At 70.1% G+C, this 17,432-nt stretch carries 17 protein-coding genes and 1 tRNA gene; 7 read left to right on the top strand and 11 right to left on the bottom strand.

Features of this window, described 5'->3' with window-relative positions:
- The first annotated feature begins 5 nt into the window (after positions 1–5).
- The 3 genes from ACIP84_RS12650 (at position 6) to pknB (ending at position 5,091) form a co-directional block, all read left to right on the top strand.
- Entirely contained in the window at positions 6–1,448 is a 1,443-nt protein-coding gene (locus tag ACIP84_RS12650; protein ID WP_319315426.1) for an FtsW/RodA/SpoVE family cell cycle protein, read from the top strand.
- Complete coding sequence (locus ACIP84_RS12655) at positions 1,445–2,911, top strand: peptidoglycan D,D-transpeptidase FtsI family protein (RefSeq protein ID WP_401797762.1); 1,467 nt, start codon at positions 1,445–1,447, stop codon at positions 2,909–2,911. Before ACIP84_RS12650 ends, ACIP84_RS12655 begins: the two co-directional genes overlap by 4 nt.
- Before the next feature lie 155 nt (positions 2,912–3,066).
- Positions 3,067–5,091, top strand: coding sequence for a Stk1 family PASTA domain-containing Ser/Thr kinase (gene pknB, locus ACIP84_RS12660; RefSeq protein ID WP_401797764.1), 2,025 nt, complete (start codon positions 3,067–3,069; stop codon positions 5,089–5,091).
- A gap of 97 nt (positions 5,092–5,188) precedes the next feature.
- On the opposite strand, the gene ACIP84_RS12665 is transcribed toward pknB, so the two are convergent.
- From ACIP84_RS12665 to ACIP84_RS12690, 6 genes are all read right to left on the bottom strand, one after another.
- Positions 5,189–5,863, bottom strand: a complete 675-nt coding sequence (locus tag ACIP84_RS12665) for a class E sortase (RefSeq protein ID WP_355957155.1) — start codon at positions 5,861–5,863, stop codon at positions 5,189–5,191.
- Between the two features lie 37 nt (positions 5,864–5,900).
- Positions 5,901–7,157: a class E sortase gene (locus tag ACIP84_RS12670; protein WP_401797766.1), complete on the bottom strand. Its 1,257-nt coding sequence runs from the start codon at positions 7,155–7,157 to the stop codon at positions 5,901–5,903.
- The gene (locus ACIP84_RS12675) at positions 7,154–7,792 is read right to left on the bottom strand and encodes an aminodeoxychorismate/anthranilate synthase component II (RefSeq protein WP_318208237.1); all 639 of its coding nucleotides are present in this window, start codon (positions 7,790–7,792) and stop codon (positions 7,154–7,156) included. Before ACIP84_RS12675 ends, ACIP84_RS12670 begins: the two co-directional genes overlap by 4 nt.
- On the bottom strand, positions 7,789–7,950 hold the full coding sequence (locus ACIP84_RS12680) for a hypothetical protein (RefSeq protein WP_355957161.1): 162 nt from the start codon (positions 7,948–7,950) through the stop codon (positions 7,789–7,791). Before ACIP84_RS12680 ends, ACIP84_RS12675 begins: the two co-directional genes overlap by 4 nt.
- A 64-nt stretch (positions 7,951–8,014) precedes the next feature.
- A complete protein-coding gene (locus ACIP84_RS12685; protein WP_401797768.1) occupies positions 8,015–8,683 on the bottom strand; it encodes a class E sortase in 669 nt (222 codons plus the stop codon).
- Positions 8,684–8,737: 54 nt separating this feature from the next.
- A complete protein-coding gene (locus ACIP84_RS12690) occupies positions 8,738–9,505 on the bottom strand; it encodes a DUF881 domain-containing protein (RefSeq protein WP_355957165.1) in 768 nt (255 codons plus the stop codon).
- A gap of 140 nt (positions 9,506–9,645) precedes the next feature.
- Between ACIP84_RS12690 and crgA the strand changes: the two genes are divergently transcribed.
- The gene (gene crgA, locus ACIP84_RS12695) at positions 9,646–9,900 is read left to right on the top strand and encodes a cell division protein CrgA (protein WP_030321260.1); all 255 of its coding nucleotides are present in this window, start codon (positions 9,646–9,648) and stop codon (positions 9,898–9,900) included.
- 315 nt (positions 9,901–10,215) lie between these two features.
- On the opposite strand, the gene ACIP84_RS12700 is transcribed toward crgA, so the two are convergent.
- Positions 10,216–11,100, bottom strand: coding sequence for a rhomboid family intramembrane serine protease (locus tag ACIP84_RS12700; RefSeq protein ID WP_401797771.1), 885 nt, complete (start codon positions 11,098–11,100; stop codon positions 10,216–10,218).
- A 22-nt stretch (positions 11,101–11,122) separates the two neighbouring features.
- Positions 11,123–11,650, bottom strand: a complete 528-nt coding sequence (locus ACIP84_RS12705; RefSeq protein ID WP_401797773.1) for a peptidylprolyl isomerase — start codon at positions 11,648–11,650, stop codon at positions 11,123–11,125.
- Positions 11,651–11,825: 175 nt separating this feature from the next.
- Here ACIP84_RS12705 and ACIP84_RS12710 point away from each other — a divergent pair, with 175 nt between their 5' ends.
- The gene (locus tag ACIP84_RS12710) at positions 11,826–12,539 is read left to right on the top strand and encodes a DUF5324 family protein (RefSeq protein WP_355957172.1); all 714 of its coding nucleotides are present in this window, start codon (positions 11,826–11,828) and stop codon (positions 12,537–12,539) included.
- A gap of 404 nt (positions 12,540–12,943) precedes the next feature.
- Here the strand turns inward: ACIP84_RS12710 and ACIP84_RS12715 are convergent, their stop codons facing one another.
- A complete protein-coding gene (locus ACIP84_RS12715; RefSeq protein ID WP_401797775.1) occupies positions 12,944–13,330 on the bottom strand; it encodes a DUF6344 domain-containing protein in 387 nt (128 codons plus the stop codon).
- A gap of 375 nt (positions 13,331–13,705) precedes the next feature.
- Positions 13,706–13,778 (bottom strand) — tRNA-Ala (locus tag ACIP84_RS12720).
- Positions 13,779–13,906: 128 nt separating this feature from the next.
- Between ACIP84_RS12720 and ACIP84_RS12725 the strand changes: the two genes are divergently transcribed.
- Together ACIP84_RS12725 and ACIP84_RS12730 are read left to right on the top strand one after the other, a co-directional pair.
- Entirely contained in the window at positions 13,907–14,455 is a 549-nt protein-coding gene (locus ACIP84_RS12725; protein WP_055601717.1) for a DNA-binding protein, read from the top strand.
- Positions 14,456–14,515: 60 nt separating this feature from the next.
- A complete protein-coding gene (locus ACIP84_RS12730) occupies positions 14,516–15,949 on the top strand; it encodes a protein kinase (RefSeq protein WP_401797777.1) in 1,434 nt (477 codons plus the stop codon).
- 56 nt (positions 15,950–16,005) lie between these two features.
- On the opposite strand, the gene ACIP84_RS12735 is transcribed toward ACIP84_RS12730, so the two are convergent.
- A complete protein-coding gene (locus ACIP84_RS12735) occupies positions 16,006–17,358 on the bottom strand; it encodes a hypothetical protein (RefSeq protein ID WP_401797779.1) in 1,353 nt (450 codons plus the stop codon).
- Positions 17,359–17,432: the final 74 nt, after the last annotated feature.

Below are 17,432 nucleotides of genomic sequence, written 5' to 3' on the forward strand. Positions count from 1 at the left end.
CCACCATGAGCGTTGTCACCAACACGACCACCATCGGCGCGATCGAGGCGCCGAGCCGCCGCAACACCGAGCTGGCGCTGCTGGCGTTCGCCGTCATCATCCCGGTGTTCGCCTACCTCAACGTGGGCCTGGCCATCGACGGCAAGGTCCCGGCCGGCATGCTCGGGTACGGGCTCGGGCTCGCGCTGCTCGCGGGCGTCGCCCACCTCGTGGTGCGGAAGTGGGCCCCGTACTCGGACCCGCTGCTGCTGCCCCTGGCGACCCTGCTCAACGGCATGGGCCTGGTGCTGATCTGGCGTCTGGACCAGTCGCCGCGGCTGATCGCCCTGGCGAAACGCCAGTACGGCGCGTTCAGCGCGTCCGCACCGAACCAGATGATGTACTCCGCCATCGGCATCGCCATGTTCGTGGGCGTGCTGCTGCTCCTGAAGGACCACCGGGTCCTCCAGCGGTACACGTACATCTCCATGGTCGTGGCGCTCGTCCTGCTGCTGCTCCCGCTCGTCCCCGGCCTCGGCGCGGACGTCTTCGGTGCCAAGATCTGGATCCGTGTCGGCGGCTTCTCCATCCAGCCCGGTGAGTTCGCGAAGCTGGTCCTGGCGGTGTTCTTCTCCGGCTACCTGATGGTGAAGCGTGACGCCCTGGCCCTGGCCAGCCGGCGCTTCATGGGGCTCTACCTGCCGCGCGGCCGCGACCTCGGCCCGATCCTGACGATCTGGGCGGTCAGCCTCCTCATCCTGGTCTTCGAGAACGACCTGGGTACGTCGCTGCTGTTCTTCGGCATGTTCGTGATCATGCTGTACGTGGCGACCGAGCGGACCAGCTGGATCGTCATGGGTCTGCTGATGGCCGTCGCCGGTGCGGTGGTCGTCGGCTCCACGGCGAGCCACGTGCAGTCCCGTGTGGCGGCCTGGCTCGACCCGTTCGAGTGCCTGAAGACGGCGCCTCCCGGCACCAACATGGCGTACGCCTGTGACCAGATGACCCAGGTGCTGATGTCCTTCGGCTCCGGCGGCATCCTCGGCACCGGTCTCGGCCAGGGCAACTCCGACCTGATCCAGTTCGCCGCCAACTCCGACTTCATCTTCGCCACGGTCGGCGAGGAGCTCGGGCTCGCCGGTGTGATGGTCTTCCTGCTCTTCTACGGGCTGATCGTCGAGCGCGGCATCCGCACCTCGCTCGCCGCCCGCGACCCCTTCGGCAAGCTGCTCGCGATGGGCCTCTCCGGCGCGTTCGCGCTCCAGATCTTCGTCGTCGCCGGCGGTGTGATGGGGCTCATCCCGCTCACCGGTATGACCATGCCGTTCCTCGCGTACGGCGGATCCTCCGTGATCGCCAACTGGGCTCTGATCGGCATCCTGATCCGGATCAGCGACACCGCGCGCCGGCCCGCGCCCGCGCCCGCCCCGTCCCCCGACGCCGAGATGACCCAGGTGGTCCGTCCGTGAACAAGCCGCTGCGCCGGGTCGCGATCTTCTGCGGCCTGCTCATCCTCGCCCTGCTCGTGCGCGACAACTGGCTCCAGTTCGTCCGTGCGGACGAGCTGAACGCCCACCCCAAGAACCGCCGGGTGCAGATCGAGCGCTACGCGAACGAGCGCGGCAACATCATCGTCGACGGCAAGCCGGTCACCGGCTCGGTCGACTCCGGGGACGAGTACTTCAAGTTCAAGCGCACCTACACCGACGGCCCCATGTGGGCCCCGGTCACCGGTTACGCCTCGCAGGCCTACGACGCCAACCAGATCGAGAAGATCGAGGACGGCATCCTCACCGGCAACGACGACCGGCTCTTCTTCGACCGCACGCTCGCCATGTTCACCGGCGAGAAGAAGAAGGGCGGTGACGTCGTCACCACCCTCAACGGCGCCGCGCAGAAGGCCGCCTTCGAGGGGCTCGGCAAGAAGACCGGTGCCGTCGTGGCCATCGAGCCGTCGACCGGCAAGATCCTGGCGCTCGCGTCCACCCCCTCGTACGACCCCTCCTCCTTCGCCGGGTACTCCGCCAAGGACGAGAAGGCCTGGGTGGCGCTGGAGAAGGACAAGAGCAAGCCGAAGCAGAACCGCGCGATCCGTGAGATCTACCCGCCCGGTTCCGTCTTCAAGGTCGTGACCGCCGCCGCCGCTCTGGAGAACGGCAAGGTCAAGGACATCGACGCGAAGACCGACACTCCCGAGGGCTGGAAGATCCCCCTCTCCAACCGGGAGATGGTCAACCACGCCCAGGGCTGCGCCAACGCCAGCCTGAAGCGTGCCCTCGACATCTCCTGCAACTCGGTGTTCGCGAAGCTCGGCGACGACGTCGGCCGCGACAAGATGGTGGAGATGGCCGAGAAGTTCGGTTTCAACGCCGAGCAGTTCACCCCGGTCCGCTCCTCCGCCTCGGTCTACGACAAGACGGCCGACCGCGGTGGCAACGCCCTCTCCTCCATCGGCCAGTTCAACACCGCGACCACCCCGCTCCAGATGGCGATGGTCACGGCGGCGATCGCCAACGACGGCAAGCTGATGAAGCCGTACATGATCGACGAGCTGCGCGCCCCCAACGTCGACCTGCTCAAGAAGACCGAGCCGGAGGAGATGAGCCGCCCGGTCTCGCAGGAGAACGCGCAGCTGCTCCAGCAGATGATGGAGAGCGTCGTCACCAACGGCACCGGCGGCAACGCCGACCTGAACATGGACGGCGTCAAGGTCGGCGGCAAGACGGGTACGGCGCAGCACGGCGACAAGAACGCGAAGCGCCCCTACGCCTGGTTCATCTCGTACGCGAAGACCGCCGAGGGCTCCCCGGTCGCGGTCGCCGTGATCGTCGAGGACTCGGCGGGCACCTCGCGTGAGGACATCAGCGGTGGCGGTCTCGCGGCCCCGATCGCGAAGGCCGTGATGAAGGCGGTCCTGAAGACCCGGGGCTGACGTCTCAGCCCCGTTCATGCCAGGTACCGGTCAGGTATCAGCTACCGGCCCCGGGCGGATCGTCTTCCCGGGGCCGGTACCGTATCCGCGAACAGCACACACCGCCGGACCACCCATGGGTGCGGTCGGGACAGACGGAGAGGGCTGGATTAGCTATGGAAGAGCCGCGTCGCCTCGGCGGCCGGTACGAGCTGGGCTCGGTGCTCGGCCGTGGTGGCATGGCCGAGGTGTACCTCGCCCAGGACACCCGGCTCGGCCGCACCGTCGCCGTGAAGACGCTGCGGGCCGACCTGGCCCGCGATCCGTCCTTCCAGGCCCGGTTCCGCCGTGAGGCACAGTCCGCCGCATCGCTGAACCATCCGGCGATCGTCGCGGTCTACGACACCGGCGAGGACTACGTCGACAACGTCTCCATCCCGTACATCGTGATGGAGTACGTCGACGGGTCGACCCTGCGTGAGCTGCTGCACTCCGGGCGCAAGCTGCTGCCCGAGCGCACCCTCGAGATGACGGTCGGCATCCTCCAGGCACTGGAGTACTCGCACCGCGCCGGCATCGTGCACCGTGACATCAAGCCGGCGAACGTCATGCTGACGCGCACCGGCCAGGTCAAGGTCATGGACTTCGGCATCGCGCGCGCCATGGGCGACGCCGGCATGACCATGACGCAGACCGCCGCGGTGATCGGCACGGCCCAGTACCTCTCCCCCGAGCAGGCCAAGGGCGAGCAGGTCGACGCCCGCTCCGACCTGTACTCCACGGGCTGCCTGCTGTACGAGCTCCTCACCGTCCGTCCCCCGTTCATCGGTGACTCCCCGGTCGCGGTCGCGTACCAGCACGTCCGCGAGGAGCCGCAGCCGCCGAGCAACTTCGACCACGAGATCACGCCCGAGATGGACGCCATCGTCCTCAAGGCGCTGGTCAAGGACCCCGACTACCGGTACCAGTCCGCCGACGAGATGCGCGCGGACATCGAGGCCTGCCTCGACGGACAGCCGGTCGCGGCCGCCGCCGCGATGGGCATGGGGATGGGCATGGCGGGCGCCCCCGCGTACGGCGGGGGCTACGGCGGCTATCCGGAGGACCAGCCGACGACGGCGCTGCGCCAGGCCGACCCGGCGGGCCAGACCTCGATGCTGCCCCCGATCAACACGGACGACGGCTACGGCTACGACGACCGCCCGGACCGCCGTCGCGGCGGCCCGAAGAAGTCGAACACCTCGACGATCCTGCTGGCCCTCGCGGGCATCCTGGTGCTCGTCGGCGCGATCTTCATCGGTGTCTCGCTGTTCGACAAGAAGGACGGCACCCGGCAGGTCGCCGTTCCGCAGCTGGTCGGCCAGACGGTCGCGGTGGCGACGGAGCGGGCGACCAACGCGGAGGTGAAGGTGCAAGAGGCCGGCACCGAGCGCTGCGACCAGCCCAAGGGCGCCATCTGCCGTCAGGATCCCGTCGCGGACGGCACCGCGAAGATCGACACCGGTGCCACGATCCAGGTGTACGTCTCCGAGGGCGCGCCGCTCGTGGAGGTTCCGGACGTCCAGGAGCAGTCCCAGGAGCGCGCCGAGCAGTCCCTGAAGGCCAAGGGCTTCAAGGTCAAGGTCGAACAGCAGGAGTCCGACGAGGACCCCGGCACGGTCCTGCAGCAGAACCCGGACGGCGGCACCAAGGCGGAGACGAACTCCGAGGTGACGATCACCGTCGCGAAGCAGAAGCTGCTGCAGCTCCCCGACGTGAAGACGCGGAGCTACGACCAGGCCGTTCAGCAGCTGAACGGGGTCGGCTTCACCAACATCACCAAGGAGGACGTCGACTCCGACCAGCCCGCGGGCATCGTCGTCGACCAGACTCCGCAGGGTCCCTCGGACCAGTCCAAGGAGACCCAGATCACGCTGAAGGTCTCCAAGGGCCCGCAGCAGACCCAGGTTCCGATCCCGGGCGACCTGACCAGCCGGCCCTTCAAGGACGTCAAGGCGCAGCTCGAGGCGCTCGGTCTGGTGGTCGTCCAGCAGGGTTCGGACAAGGAGGACGCCACGGTCGTCGCCACGAACCCGCCCGCGGGTACGCCGGTGAAGACCGGGGACACCGTCACCGTCTTCACGATGGGCGGCGGCGGCAACCAGGGCGGCAATCCCGGTGGCGGAGACAACAACGGCGGGGTCGGCGGCATCTTCGACTGAGGCCGCCACGACCGCGCGGACGGTCGGACCGTTCGAAGGGGAGAGCCCCGGCATCCAGTGGATGCCGGGGCTCTCCCCTTTTCCCGCGCGGGTCGCCTCAGCGGAGCTCCGCCGGAGGCGTACGGTCGCGGTCGACCTTCTCCGTGCGCACCAGTTCGCCCCAGACGATGTACCGGTAGTCGGAGGTGTACATGGGGGTGCAGGTGGTCAGGGTGATGAACCGGCCGGGCTTCGTCCTCCCCGACTCCTTGGGGACGGGCTGGAGGACGTCCACGTTGTACTTCGTGGTCTCCGGCAGGGACTTGTAGACCTTGTAGACGTACCAGGTGTCCTTGGACTCGAAGACGATCGGGTCGCCGTTCTTCAACTTGTGGATGTTGTGGAACTTGGCGCCGTGTCCGTCCCGGTGCGCGGCGAGCGTGAAGTTGCCCTGCTTGTCCTGCGGGAGCGCGGACTTGATCGGGTCGGTGTAGTAGCCGGCGACGCCGTTGTTGAGGATGGCGCTCTCGGTGCCCTGCTTGACCAGGACCTCGCCGTTGTTCATCGCCGGCACGTGGAGGAAGCCGATGCCGTCCTTGGTGTCGAGCGCCCCGGGCCCGTCGGCCCAGCGGTCGCGGACCTGGGCGCCGTCCTGGTCGGCGGCGCGGTCGGCGAGGACGTTGGTCCACCACAGGGAGTAGACGACGAAGAGGCCGAGCACCAGGCCCGCCGTGATGAGGAGTTCGCCGAAGAAGCTGATGACTCCGGCGATCCGATTGCGCACGCGTGCCACTAGGTCGTCCCGTCGTCCCGTCCGGAGGTGTGGGGTCTCAGCCTACGAGCGCTTTCGGCTTTCCCTCACTGCGCGGGCGTTCCTCGACCAGCTTGCCCCACACGATCATGCGGTAGGTGCTGGTGAACTCGGGCGTGCAGGTGGTCAGGGTGATGAACCGGCCGGGCTTGGTGAAGCCGGAGCCCTTCGGCACCGGTTCGATCACGGAGACGTTCGAGGGCGCGGTCTGCGGCAGGATGCTCGCCATCTCGTAGGTGTAGTACGCGTTCCGGGTCTCGACGACGATGGGGTCGCCGGGCTGCAGCCGGTTGATGTAGCGGAACGGTTCGCCGTGCGTGTTGCGGTGGCCGGCGACGGCGAAGTTGCCCTGCTTGTCGGAGGGCATGGCCGTCTTGAGCTTGCCCTCGGCGTAGTGGCCGACCATGCCCTTGTCGAGGACCTTCGCCTTGTTGATGCCCTCGGCGACGGGGACGACGACGTCCAGCTTGGGGATGTACATGATGGCGAAGCCCTCGCCGGGCTCGAACGCCCCCGGCGTGCCGGCGTCCTTGTCGGCGTCGCCCTTGGCCCAGGTGTCCTCGATCTGTTCCTTGGCCCGGTCGGTCTCCTGGCCGGCGAGGACGTTCGTCCACCACAGCTGGTAGGTGACGAAGAGCAGCATGACGACGCCGAAGGTGATGAAGAGTTCCCCGACGGCGCGGCTGGCGATGACACCGACGCTGTCCTTGGCGGCGCGGGCGGCGCGCCGGGCCTCGACACGGGAGAGCGGTGCCGCGGGCGGTGCGCCGGTCGCGGCGCCGCCCGTGGGGGTCGTCGGGCCGCCCCGGCGGCTCTTGCCCCGGCTGCCGCCCTTGGCCGCGCGGCGGCGTTCGGCCCGGCCGGGCCCGGGAAGGGGCTCCACGGCCTCCAGGACGGCCGTGTCGTCGGAGGAGCGCCGACGGGAGGGCCGAGGGGTCTCAGGCGCCTCGTACGGCTCGTACGGGGGCGTGGGGGCGTCCTCGCGGGGAGCCTCGGGGGAGGCGTCGTGGGTGGTCTCGTAGGCGGCCTCGTACACGGGCTCGGGCTCCCGGTACGTCGGGGCGGGCTGCCCGTACGTCCGCGCGGGGTCCTGATAGGCCTGCGCGGGTTCTTGGTAGGGCTGGGGCTCCTGGTAGGCCGCCTGCTCGGTGTACGGGTACGGGTACGGCGCCGGAGCCGGTTCCTGGTACGGCGAGGGGACCCCGTGGGGGTCCGCGGGTATCGGCTCGGGCTCCGGCTCGTTCGTGTCCCGGAACCACGGAGAGCCCGTCGTCACGCGACGGCCTTGCCCACCACCGGCGCGAGCCCCGCCGACCGTCCGACCGCCCCCTTGTCGCCGCACTGCTCCAGCCAGTTGGCGAGCATCAGGTGCCCGTGCTCGGTGAGGACCGACTCGGGGTGGAACTGGACGCCCTCGACGGACAGTTCGCGGTGGCGCAGGCCCATGATGATGCCGTCCTCGGTCCGCGCGGTGACCTCGAGCTCGGCCGGCAGGGCGGCGGGCTCGGCGGCCAGCGAGTGGTAGCGGGTCGCGGTGAACGGCGAGGGCAGCCCGGCGAAGACGCCCTGCCCCTCGTGGGTGACGAGGGAGGTCTTGCCGTGCAGCAGCTCGGGCGCCCGGTCGACGACCCCGCCGTACGCCACGGCCATCGACTGCATGCCGAGGCAGACGCCGAAGACGGGCACGCCGGTGGCCGCGCAGTGCCGGACCATGTCGATGCAGACCCCGGCCTGTTCGGGCGCGCCGGGGCCGGGCGAGAGCAGGACGCCGTCGAAGCCGTCCTGGGCGTGGCTCAGCTCGACCTCGTCGTTGCGGAGGACTTCGCACTCCGCGCCGAGCTGGTAGAGGTACTGAACGAGGTTGAAGACGAAGCTGTCGTAGTTGTCGACGACGAGAATTCGCGCGCTCACTGGCCGTCCACCGTCACATCGTTGAACGGAAGCAGCGGCTCCGCCCAGGGGAACACATACTGGAAGAGGACGTACACGACCGCGAGGACCAGCACGATCGAGATCAGCGCCCGCGCCCACGCGTTGCCCGGCAGATGCCGCCAGATCCAGCCGTACATGACGTCGACCGCCCCTTCCGTTCGTTACGGGGACCAGAGTACGGGGCGAGGGGGCCGTGGGGGGTCAGCTGTCCAAAGCCTGTGGACGACCGTCGGCGACCGGCCGGGTGGCGTCGAGGTGGGCCCAGACGACGAGCCGGTGGCTGCTGCCCCACTCGGGTTCGCAGGTGGTGAGGGTGAGGTAGCGGCCGGGCCCGTCGAATCCGGACTTCGCGGGTACCGGGTCGATGACGCCGACGTCGGTGGGCACGGTCCGGTGCGGGGCGCGGTCGACGCGGTACGTGAACCAGGTCGTCCCGTCGGTGAGGACGATCGCGTCGCCCTCGCGCAGCCGGGGGAAGTCCTTGAACGGGTCGCCGTAGGTGCGGCGGTGGCCGGCGACGGCGAAGTTCCCGGTCGCGCCGAGGCGGGCGGTGCCGGCGTAGTGGCCGAGTCCCTTCTTCAGGGTGCCGACCCCGGTGCCCTGGAGGACGGGCCACTTCCAGTCCCTGCCCAGCCGGGGGACGTACATGACGGCGATGCCCTTGCCGGGGGCGTACGGCGCGGCTCCGGGGACGGGGGCGGCGGTCCGGACCGGGGTGACGGTCCACTCGCGCTGGAGGGTGTCGATCTGGCCGGCGCTCGCGCTCGCGGCCTGGACACCGGTCCAGTACAGGACGTACCCGACGAAGAGGACGATCAGGGCGCCGACGGTGATGCACAGCTCGCTGAAGGTCCTCACGACGAGACGCAAGCGCCCCTCCCGCAGTCGGCTCCCGGCGGTGCCACCCCGGCCGTGCGTGTGGTGTCAGCTCACCGGCTTCGCTTGGTGGAGGTCCACTGTGCCCGAGTAGCCGGGAAGAGTCACCGCCCGGTGCTCGTCGACTTTCCAGCCGAGCCCGTACGCCTTCACGTACAGCTGGTAGTTCTGGATCGCCGGGGAGCCCGCGAGCGCCCTGGTCAGCCTCCCCCGGTCACCTACGGCGGTGATCTTGTACGGGGGCGAGTAGACGCGGCCCTGGAGGATCAGGGTGTTGCCGACGCAGCGCACGGCGCTGGTGGAGATGAGCCGCTGGTCCATGACCCGGATGCCTTCGGCGCCGCCCTGCCACAGGGCGTTGACGACGGCCTGGAGGTCCTGCTGGTGGATGACCAGGTCGTTGGCCTGCGGCTCGGGGTAGCCGGGGGCGGCCTGGGCGTTCGGCGGGGCGTCGTCGAGGGTGACGGTGAGACCGGAGCCGGAGATCTCGGTGGTGCCCGCCGCCGCCTCGAGCGCGTCGAGTCTCGCGTCCTCCGCGCGCGTGGAGCCGTCGTCGCGGGCGGCGAGGGAGTCGACCTGGGAGCGGAGGGCGGAGGCCGACTCGTCGAGGCCCGCGTTCTTGTGGCTGCGCTCCTCGATCAGGTCGGAGAGCCGCAGGAGTGAGGCGTCGGTGCGGATGTTGGTGCCCTTGGCGGTGTTGAAGCTCGTGACGAAGATCAGTCCGGCGAGGGCGAAAACGGCAAGGGTGAGCACCTGGACCGGGCGCCACCTCGCGGTGCGGCCAGGCCCTTCGGGAGTGCCGGCGGAATTGCTCAACGTACCCTGATCCCCTTCGGTGCCGCGGAACCACTACGCTAACGGACGCCTGGGGGACGCAGTCGTCCTCCTTCGTCACATCCCGGCGCCAGCCACAGTTCCCTGCGCGGTCACGCAGCGCATCGACAGGAGAGTCCCTCGTGCCGAAGTCACGGATCCGCAAGAAGGCCGACTTCACGCCCCCGCCCGCGAAGCAGGCCACCTCGATCAAGCTGACCAACCGCAGCTGGGTGGCGCCTGTGATGCTCGCGCTGTTCGCCATCGGTCTGGTGTGGATCGTGGTCTTCTACGTCACCGACGGTTCGATGCCGATCGAGTCGATCCGCAACTGGAACATCGTGGTGGGCTTCGGCTTCATCGCGGCCGGCTTCGGTGTCTCCACGCAGTGGAAGTAGCGGCGAACAGCAGGGGTACGGCGGCCGACTAGCGGTCGTACCGGCTGCTCGTCAAGCTCTCCCCTGAACTTATCCACAGCGTTGTGCACAGCACTGGATAACTTACGAAGATCTGTGGATAACTCGCACGAGGTTGACGCCGGTATGACCGGAATCACCCTCGCCGGAGACCGCAACGCCCCTCGCCTCCCTGGAGAAACACCAGGTCAGAGGCGAGGGGCGCAGTCTTTCCCCATAGCGCGGGGAGGAATCGCCACGCACTGTGGATAACTCTGGGGAAAGCTCACAGAGGAGCTCGTCCACAGCCCTATGCGCTCAGGTGAGCGCCGCCGATCGGGCCAGCACGATCCCCACGTCGAGCAGCAGCACCAGGGCCAGCGCCCCGTACTGCACCAGGTCCCGGCGGGCCCTCGGCGCGTGCACGAGCGCGTACGTCACCACGATGCCCGCGACCAGACCGCCGACGTGGGCCTCCCAGGAGATCCCCGGTCGGGTGAACGTCATGAGCAGCGACAGGGCCACGAAGAGGATCACCGGCCGCATGTCGTGACGGCGCCGGCGGGCGAGCACCACCCAGGCGCCGATCAGGCCGTAGACCACGCCGGAGGCGCCGAGCGAGGGCTGGTTCTGCGCGGCGACGAGATAGGCCAGCACGGAGCCGGAGAGACCGGAGAGCAGACACAGGGCCGCGTACCGGATCCGGCCCAGCTCGGGCTCGACGATCCCGCCGATCACCCACAGGCCCAGCACGTTGAAGAGGATGTGCCAGACCTCCTGGTGGAGGACGGTCGAGGTCAGCAGCCGGTACCACTCGCCGTCGGCGACCCCGACGAGCTCGCCGAGCGCCGGGCTGTAGGCGTAGCCGATGAGCACGAGCTCGTCGACGAGCCGGTCGCCGAACACCAGTACGGCCAGGTACACCGCGAGGTTGATCCCGATGAGGATCTTGGTGACGAGGCGGTCGTCCGCCGCGACCCGGCCGCCCGCGAGCGTCCGCGGCTGGTTGGCGTCGGCCGCGTGGCCGGTCCCCGAACCGTTGCGTACGCAGTCGGGGCACTGGAAGCCGACGGAGGCGGAGACCATGCACGACGGGCAGATCGGCTTGTCGCAGCGCGTGCAGCGGACGCCGGTCTCCACCTCGGGGTGGCGGTAGCAGCGCGGCAGACCGGCGTGCTTGTTCTCGGAGGGTTTCGGTTCCATGAGAGGTGCCGTCCCTTCCGCCTCAGCGCTTCTCGATCACCACGGACTCGATGACCACGTCCTGCAGCGGCCGCTCGGTGTGCGGGTCCGTCGCGGTCGCCGCGATCGCGTCCACGACCTTCCGGCTCCCGTTGTCCACGACCTCGCCGAAGATCGTGTGCTTGCGGTTCAGCCAGGTCGCGGGAGCGACGGTGACGAAGAACTGCGAGCCGTTGGTGCCCGGGCCTGCGTTGGCCATGGCCAGCAGGTAGGGGCGGTCGAAGAAGAGCTCCGGGTGGAACTCGTCGGCGAACTCGTAGCCGGGACCGCCCGTGCCGTTCCCCAGCGGGTCGCCGGCCTGGATCATGAAGCCCTTGATGACCCGGTGGAAGACCGTGCCGTCGTAGAGCGGGTCGGAGGAGACCGTGCCGGTCGCGGGGTGCGTCCACTCGCGCTCACCACCGGCGAGCTCGACGAAGTTCCTGACCGTCTTCGGCGCGTGGAACGGCATCAGCCGCACCTCGATGTCACCCAGGCTGGTCTTGAGGATCGCGTACAGCTGCTCGGCCACGGTCGCCTTCCGTCCACGTCATGTCGCGTCATGTCACGTCTGTTGCTGGCGTGTCCGATCCTCGCATGCCCCGGATGCCCACCCCACATGCCGTACCTGGCTCCGGGGGGCATGATTTCGAAAAGGATGGAAAGGCGAAATACCGACATCGTCGCCACCGAGGAGGAGGAATCCCGTGACCCGCATGGAGAGCGTGCGCGCCGCGTCAGATTCGGCGAAGGAGAGCGTCCTGCACGCCGCGGAAGTGGTGGCGCCGTACGCCGGCACGGCCAAGGACCAGGCCGCGCACTACGCCCAGGAGGCGCGTGTACTGATCGCGCCGAAGGTTTCGAAGGCCGCTCAACAGGCACGGGTGCAGGCTCGTGCGCAGTACGACTCGTATGTCGCACCGCATGTCCCGCCGCGGGTCGACGCGGCCGCACAGCGTGCGGCGGTCAAGACCCGCTGGGCCTGCCGTCAGGCGGCCGACTACACCGTTCCCCGTGTCGAGCAGGCGGTCGCCGCGACCGGTCCCGTCCTTGAGGAGGCCGGGTCGCGTTCGACTGCCGCCTGGGCCGCGCTGCGCGGTCAGGTGACGCCGAGGGAAATCCAGAAGATCGTGAAGAAGCACGAGCGTCGGGCACGGGCCGGACGCCTCGCCAAGGGCCTCTTGGTCCTGGGCGTTCTCGCCGGCGGCGCGTTCGCCGCCTGGAAGTGGTGGGACAAGCAGGCCAATCCCGACTGGCTGGTCGAGCCGCCCGCTGCCACCGAGGTGGAGGAGGAGGGTTCCGTACTGACGTCCTACGACGAGGGTGGGGATGCCCTCGACCCGGAGGTGGAGGCCAAGGAGACCGAGGCCGAAGCCGCTGCCGCAGCCGAGGAAGCCGCCGATCGCGACGAGCGCCGCTGACCGACCGGGGTGCCGCTGGGTGCCGCCGAGGTCCTACCGGGTTCCACCAGGGCCCTGCCGAAGTCGGCCGGGGTCCTGGTTCCCGCGTAGTCCCGCGGGGTCCTGCCGAAGTCTGCGAGTCCTGCGGATGCTGCATGTCCTACGAGTGCTAGGAGTGCTGCGAGTCCTGTGAGTCCTGTGAGTCCTGTGAGTCCCGTCCACAGGTAGAGGTTCCTGACGGATCCTGCTGTCGCGGGAGTCCTGCCGGGTCCTGCCGCTGCCGGGGTGCTGCCGAGTCCTACCGGGTTCTGCCGGGTCGTACGAGTCGGAGTCGTACGAAGAAGTGCAGATACGGGTGGGGACACGAGTGCGGACACGGTTGCGGACACGGGTGCGGGGAGTGCGCATCGTCGTCTCCCCACGCCCTACGCCGCCGCGGCGAGCGCCAGCTCGGTCAGCGCGGCCGGCTCGTCGTTCTCGGCCGCGGCGGTCACGCCGGCGGCGGAGCGGTTACGGGTGGCGGGAGAGGAACCGTGGGCCTCGGCGGCGATGCGCTGCTTGATCGTGGGCGGCAGGGAGCGGTCCCCGACGAGCGGCCACCGATGGGCCCTCTGCGCGGGTACGGAGGCGAGTGCGGCCCGCTTCTCCCCGACGGCGGGCGCGGCAGTGGTGGGGCCGGCCGGCTCCTCCGGCTGCTGGACGGCGGGCTGCTGGGTCGCGGCGGCGGTGCCCGCCAGGCCGACGGAGGCGAGCAGGGCGAAGAGGACGGAGATGAAGGCGGTCCAGAACTGCTTGACCTTGGCGGTGGCCATGGCCCCTCACTTTCGTGACGATCTCGAATGGTTCATTTCGGTTTGCGCGCTTTACGTACTTTCCTCATGATGTGGATGCGCTCCCAATTTCCACGGAACGTCGCCGCCGTCGCGCAGTTCTTCCGATGAACACCACCCGTCCGGAGCAGCGGACCCGCATGAGCGCCCCGCGCATCGGCTCGGTCGGGTCGCAGATCCTCCCGTCCGAGACGGAGGCCGAGGGTCTGGAGCACGCGTCGCGGGTCCCGACCGGCCGCGTCACGGAGGTCGCGGCGGGCAGGAACCCCGGCCGCCGCTCTCGGACCCCTCCGGCGCCAGAACGCGAAAACACCCCCTGTGACCTGCGTTTCCGCAGTTCACAGGGGGTGCTTGTCGTGGAGCCTAGGGGAGTCGAACCCCTGACATCTGCCATGCAAAGACAGCGCTCTACCAACTGAGCTAAGGCCCCGGAACGAGAACAGCGTACCGGGTCACCCCCCATGCCCGGCAAAAGGATTGGGACTCCCGGTCCGCGACCACGCTCCGTAAGATGCTGAGCGAGGTTCGCAGTGGCGAACCTAGGGATGGGGAGAAGAAATGGACGCAGCGCAGCAGGAAGCCACGGCGCGAGCCAGAGAGCTTCAGCGCAGTTGGTACGGAGAGCCGCTGGGGGCGCTCTTCCGTCGGCTGATCGACGATCTCGGACTCAATCAGGCCAGGCTCGCGGCCGTGCTGGGATTGTCCGCGCCCATGCTGTCCCAGCTGATGAGCGGCCAGCGGGCCAAGATCGGGAACCCGGCCGTCGTCCAGCGCGTCCAGGCACTCCAGGAACTCGCCGTGCAGGTCGCCGACGGCACCGTCAGCGCAGCCGAGGCCACCGACCGGATGGACGAGGTCAAGAAGTCGCAGGGCGGCTCCGTCCTGACCAGCACCGGCCAGCCGGCCACCGGCTCGGGCGCTCCGACCGTCCGCCGGGTGGTCCGCGAGATCCAGTCGCTGCTGCGCTCCGTAGCCGCGGCCGGCGACATCATCGACGCCGCCGACTCCCTCGCCCCGGCCCACCCGGAACTGGCAGAGTTCCTCCGGGTGTACGGCGCGGGGCGCACCGCGGACGCGGTCGCGCACTACGAGTCGCACCAGAACTGACGCGCCGGCAGCCGGCCGGCAGCGCCGCCAGACGAGGCAACGGGGAGCGGACACAGCACGATGGGTGAGGTATTCGCTGGTCGGTACGAGCTGGTCGACCCGATCGGACGGGGCGGGGCGGGCGCCGTGTGGCGCGCCTGGGACCACCGGCGCCGGCGCTATGTGGCGGCCAAGGTGCTGCTGCAGAGCGACGCGCACACGCTGCTCCGCTTCGTCCGCGAGCAGGCGCTGCGGATCGACCATCCGCACGTCCTCGCCCCGGCCAGCTGGGCCGCCGACGACGACAAGGTCCTGTTCACCATGGACCTGGTCGCCGGCGGTTCTCTGGCGCACGTCATCGGCGACTACGGTCCGCTGCCGCCCCGGTTCGTCTGCGTCCTGCTCGACCAGCTGCTCTCGGGCCTGGCCACGGTGCACGCCGAGGGGGTCGTGCACCGCGACATCAAGCCCGCGAACATCCTGATGGACGTCACCGGGACCGGGCGGCCGCATCTGCGGTTGTCCGACTTCGGCATCTCCATGCGCAAGGGCGAGCCCCGCCTCACCGAGACCGACTATGTGGTGGGCACGCCCGGGTACTTCGCGCCCGAGCAGCTCCTCGGTGCCGAACCCGACTTCACCGCCGACCTGTTCGCCGTCGGCCTGGTCGCCCTCTATCTGCTCCAGGGCCGCAAGCCGGACTCGCAGGCCCTGGTCGAGCATTTCCTCACGCACGGCACTCCCGGCGCCCCCGAGGGCGTCCCGGAGCCTCTGTGGCAGGTGCTCGCCGGTCTGCTGCAGCCCGATCCGCAGGCCCGCTTCCGGACGGCCACGGGCGCGCGCAAGGCCCTGACCGCCGCCGTCGACATGCTTCCCGAGCCGCGCCCCGACGAGGACCCGGTCGAGATCTTCGACCAACTCGGGCCCCTGCCGCCCGGCTTCGGCCCCCAGGGGCCGACGGGCCGCGCGGACACCGCCGCACCCACCGGCCCGGTCGGCGACGCGGCCACGACCGCCCAGGGCGCCCCCCTGAGCGCCCCGACGCCCGCCGCACCCGACGTGGCCCCCGGCGCCGTACCGACGCCCGCCACCACGCCCGTACCGCCGCCTCAGCAGCAGCCCCCACAGCCGCACTACCAGCCCCAGCACCCGGTCACCCCGGCCACGGCCCCGCTCGCCGCCCCCGCCACGGCTCCCGCGCCGCTGCCCGGGCCCTCCGAGACGGGCAGCTTCCACCTGCCCCCGCCGGTCGGCCACCCGACCCCCTCCTTCGACCGGGCACCGACCTCGGCGGTGCCGTACGGACAAGCTCCTACTCCCCCTACTCATCCATACACCGCCCGACCCGTTCAGGTTCCCGCGCAGCACTGGGCCGCCGTCGGAGCCCCGGCGGCGGCGCCCCCTGTCCCTGCACCGGTACGCCGACCGGGACCGCCCCCGAAGGTGGCGATCCCGGTCCTGCTGCTGGCACTGGTCTGCTTCGCGGTCGGCTTGTGGGCCCTCGCCCAGACCTGAGCCGCCCCGAGCGCCCCGGCGGGGCGGGCGGAAGGGCCGCCCCGCCCCACCCCGTCCTACGCCGCCGCCCGCCTCCGCGCCACCAGCGTCCACCCGCCGAGTCCGAGCAGCAGGACCGTCCCGCTGCCGATCCCGGCCGCCGCGACGACCCGCATGGAGTCGCTCCCCGACGCCGCCTGCGCGCCCGAGACGCCCTTCTCCGCCGCCTCCTTGTCCTCGGCGGTCACGCTGAACTGCCCGGGATCCCCGTCGTACCCGGGCCCCGGCCTCGCATCGCCCCGCAGCGAGACGCGCAGGGTCAGCGGCACCGTCTTGTCCCCGTACTCCTTGGCCATCGCCGGGTTGAGCGTGGCCGACAGGTAGTACCAGCCCGCGAAGCGCATCCCGCTGGTGGCCTCGTCGTACGAGCTGCGGTTCTCGTGGGCCACCGGTCGCAGCGCGTCCAGCGCGAGCGTCGCGGGCTTGCCGCTGTAGCTGACGGTGTTCTCGTCGACGTGCCCGAGCGCGGGGTTCTCCAGGGAGAGGACCAGGGCGTGGCCGATGTACTCGTCGCCGGTGGCGCTGCTGCCGAGTTCCGCGGTGGCGAAGAGCTGCTGCCCCCAGTCGACCGGCACCCGGTAGAAGAGCGTCTGGCCGGGCCGGATGTCGGACCGCCACTCACCCTGCGACAGCGAGGTGGCGTCATGGACGCCGGAGCCGCCCTGACGCGGCTGGGGGCCTCCCGCGGGCGGCCCGGGCGTGCCGGAGGCCCAGACCTCGGGAAGCTCGGTCGGGCCGGCCTTCTTCAGCACGGGCTCGGCCGCGTAGCGGATCTCCAGCTCCCAGTCGTCCGTGCTCGCCTTCGACTCGCGCTCGACGAGGACGTAGTAGGCACCGGCGCGCTGGCAGGTGGAGCTGTCGGCGTCGACGATGCGGCGGGCGTAGGCGGCGAGCGGCCGGGTGAACTCGCTGGAGGAGAAGTTCGCCTGCTGGTATCCGCATTCGGTGCCCGAGCCGTCCTGCATGCTCACCTTGAAGCCGTCGCCGTACTCGACCTTGCCGCCGGCCTTGGGCACCGCGACGACGGAGACGTACGCGTTCTGCTGATCGAGGTCGACCCGGTAGTACACCTTGCCGTTCCTCTTGAGCGTGTCGCGGTAGGTCCGCCCGGTCCTCAGCTCCACGGCGTCCGAGCTGGAGGCGGCGCCCTGGACGCGCTGGGCCGCGCTGTCGAAGGTGTACGGCGGAAGGGCGCCCCCGGCGGCCGTACTCCACGCGCCGGCGCCCTCGGCGGCCGCACTCCACGCGGCCGCGTTCCCCGCGACCGCGGCCGCCGCCGTCTGTCCGGGAAGTGCCACGACCGCTGCCACCGCCGCGGCCGCCGCGATCAGGGCCCCCGCCCTCCGGCCGGTGCCGGCCTGCGTCTTCACGCGCTGCTCCTCTTCACTTAAGCAAGTAGAAAATTTGCTCAGGCAAAGCGAAGCCCCGGCCCGCTCTCGCGCGG

The organism is Streptomyces sp. NPDC088707 (genome assembly GCF_044752725.1).
Taxonomy (GTDB): Bacteria; Actinomycetota; Actinomycetes; order Streptomycetales; family Streptomycetaceae; genus Streptomyces.

Excerpts from the sequence above, each read along its gene's own strand:
- ACIP84_RS12650 (WP_319315426.1), top strand. The coding sequence starts at position 6 with ATGAGCGTTGTCACCAACACGACCACCATCGGCGCGATCGAGGCGCCG.
- pknB (WP_401797764.1), top strand. The coding sequence starts at position 3,067 with ATGGAAGAGCCGCGTCGCCTCGGCGGCCGGTACGAGCTGGGCTCGGTG.
- ACIP84_RS12680 (WP_355957161.1), bottom strand. The coding sequence starts at position 7,950 with ATGTACGGCTGGATCTGGCGGCATCTGCCGGGCAACGCGTGGGCGCGG.
- ACIP84_RS12700 (WP_401797771.1), bottom strand. The coding sequence starts at position 11,100 with ATGGAACCGAAACCCTCCGAGAACAAGCACGCCGGTCTGCCGCGCTGC.
- ACIP84_RS12715 (WP_401797775.1), bottom strand. The coding sequence starts at position 13,330 with ATGGCCACCGCCAAGGTCAAGCAGTTCTGGACCGCCTTCATCTCCGTC.
- ACIP84_RS12725 (WP_055601717.1), top strand. The coding sequence starts at position 13,907 with ATGGACGCAGCGCAGCAGGAAGCCACGGCGCGAGCCAGAGAGCTTCAG.
- ACIP84_RS12730 (WP_401797777.1), top strand. The coding sequence starts at position 14,516 with ATGGGTGAGGTATTCGCTGGTCGGTACGAGCTGGTCGACCCGATCGGA.